The following is a 2,426-nucleotide window of genomic DNA, read 5'->3' on the forward strand; positions in this document are numbered from 1 at the left end:
ATCTTCATCTTTATCATTCTCATGTATATTATTTACTTTATCTTCATCGTTATTTCTTATTTCAATCAAAATAGAAAGTAATTTTAATAATATTTGTTCAAATGAGTAATTATTTTTTGGTAATTCTTTTATCTCAAATAGTTTTTTTGATAGGTCTAAATATGAGAGGAATACTCTTATATTAAAACACTTTTTTTTAAAAAATATCTCTATTAACCCAGCTTTGTGAGCATCAATTGTTGAATATGTATAAAAATTGTATTTGCCATCTTTATATTTTTCTATTTCCTCAAATATATTATTAATAATTTGCATAAATATATTTTTATCTATGTCATAAATATTTATAGTATGCTTTATAACTTTTTCCTTTATTCTAAAATAATTAGATTTTTTATCATTACTATTACTGCGTATTTCATTTTCATTTCCGACAAATAATATTTTTATTCCTTTTGGCAAAAAATTATCGAATATTCTATATAAAAAATCATCTATTTCTAAATAATTCGATATTCTTTCTATATCATCTATTATGATAACAATATCTAAAAATGTTAATTCTTTTATAACAACACCAGATATATCAGAGATAATTTGACATAGTTTTTCCCCTTCTGGCATTATACTCGTAATAGATTTGATTATTTTTCTATTGTTATAAAGTTTTTTATAGAGTTTATTATACATATCATTACTATTTGATAATTTCTTAATGGTAAGAGAATAATATATATCATTAATGAACTGTTCTATATTATTTATACCAGCCGCTGATATATAAACATAATCAAATTTATTACTATCATCAAAATCAATTTTGTTAATAGCAGATAACAAAATATTTTTTACAAAATGGGTTTTTCCAGTTCCCCAATCGCCATCTAATAATATAGCGTAATCCGTATTTTTTTCAGTTATATAACTTTTAATAGTTTCTAAAATAATCTCATACATAATTAAATCCCCAATACTCTTGCATTATTATAATAAAACAAATATATAAAAAGTCAATATAAAAATATAATTTGGAAGTGATAGATCAATACGGCGAAGATACATATTCTATAGACAAAAACGGATTGATTACGGGAACTTTAAGCGAGGATAAAATGAAGTTGATAAAAGATTATAACGGGCAGTTTATGGTTTATATTTTGAGGGTTATTAAGGAGTGACTATGTTTTTTAATTCTAAAAATGTTGCAGGTAAAATTTATATGGGTTGTGGAGATGATTATAAAGAAGGTTATATAGGTTGCGATATACGAAGGACGAAAACCGCTAAAATTATTTGCAAGGCTTGGGAATTATCAAAATATTGTAAAAATGTCGGCGAAATATATTCAAGGCATATGGTCGAACATTTGACTTACACGGAATTTAATGAAACGCTAAAGGATTGGCATAAAGCGTTAAAATCTCGAGGGAAATTACATATAATTTGTCCAGATTTAGATTTTCATATAGAACAATTCAAAAATGCAATCTTTGACGAAGAAAATTTTAATAATAAATGGTCAAATTTTTCTCATGGCGTAGCTGGATTATATGGTTGGCAGAGAGAATGCGATATTAACGATAAAGATACAAAGACAAAATATTGGGATGTTCATAAATCGGGCTATAATAAACGGCTTATATATTTTTATTTGAATAGGAACGGGTTTTGTGATATAGATATAAATACTGTGGATAAGTGGTATTTAGTGGCGATTAGTTATAAAATTTGATTTTTTTATAAAAATAATATATAATTTAGGTTATGTTAGTTTAATAAGAGAAAATTTTATGATTAAATAATTAGTATTAGTTATTAAATTTTGAAATAAAATGCCGATAATATAAGTTAGTATAAATTACTAGGGATAGAATTATGCATTTTTATTTACACAACCAATATTTATCAATACCAAAAGGGTTTGAATGGAAAAATATACCAGATTTTGCAATTGTAATAGGTAAAAATGGTTCTGGTAAAAGTCAATTATTAGAAATTATATGTCGTGGTATAAGGCATTTATCAAATGAAAATGAAGAATATATAGACAAAGATGATAATAGATTTATTCCACCACAGGATAAAAATGATTTTTTAGAATCTGAAGTAATATATATAAATGCTTATCACGATTTTTGTAAATATGATTTAGATAAAAAAGAAGTTTATAAACTTAATGTTGGTGAAACACTTATGACTAGTATTAGAGGTTATAATAGTGGTTATAAAGAACATGAATGTTCTTATATTTTGGAATTAAAAAAATTGATAAAAAATTATTTAACTAATTTTAATAATAAAAGCAAAAAAGCTTCCGTATTGTCTATTGACGAGAGAGAAGCATATTTAAAAGAATTAAGTAAAACACCTAATATTATGAATACTTTTGATGATATTTTAGATAAAATTGATTTTCAATATAAAAT

The 2,426-nt window shown here is 23.7% G+C and carries 4 protein-coding genes; 3 read left to right on the plus strand and 1 reads right to left on the minus strand.

Annotation, left to right across the window (positions count from 1 at the left end; genetic code table 11):
• Nucleotides 1-957 (minus strand): P-loop NTPase fold protein (locus ACR0QS_RS12790; RefSeq protein WP_432633836.1); only part of this gene is annotated, 957 nt, incomplete at its 3' end.
• Between the two features lie 71 nt (nucleotides 958-1,028).
• On the opposite strand from ACR0QS_RS12790, the gene ACR0QS_RS12795 reads away from it, so the two are divergent.
• From ACR0QS_RS12795 to ACR0QS_RS12805, 3 genes are all read left to right on the plus strand, one after another.
• Nucleotides 1,029-1,178 (plus strand): hypothetical protein, encoded by a 150-nt coding sequence (locus ACR0QS_RS12795; RefSeq protein ID WP_432633837.1) that lies wholly within the window; start codon nucleotides 1,029-1,031, stop codon nucleotides 1,176-1,178.
• A 2-nt stretch (nucleotides 1,179-1,180) separates the two neighbouring features.
• Nucleotides 1,181-1,732 carry a class I SAM-dependent methyltransferase gene (locus ACR0QS_RS12800; protein WP_432633838.1) on the plus strand — a complete coding sequence of 184 codons (552 nt, stop codon included), beginning with the start codon at nucleotides 1,181-1,183 and terminating at the stop codon, nucleotides 1,730-1,732.
• Between the two features lie 143 nt (nucleotides 1,733-1,875).
• Nucleotides 1,876-2,426, plus strand: a 551-nt coding sequence (locus ACR0QS_RS12805) for a hypothetical protein (protein ID WP_432633839.1), incomplete at its 3' end; no start/stop codon positions are given.

This window comes from Brachyspira sp., assembly GCF_050873525.1.
Lineage (GTDB): Bacteria > Spirochaetota > Brachyspiria > Brachyspirales > Brachyspiraceae > Brachyspira.

Excerpts from the sequence above, each read along its gene's own strand:
- ACR0QS_RS12800 (WP_432633838.1), top strand. The coding sequence starts at position 1,181 with ATGTTTTTTAATTCTAAAAATGTTGCAGGTAAAATTTATATGGGTTGT.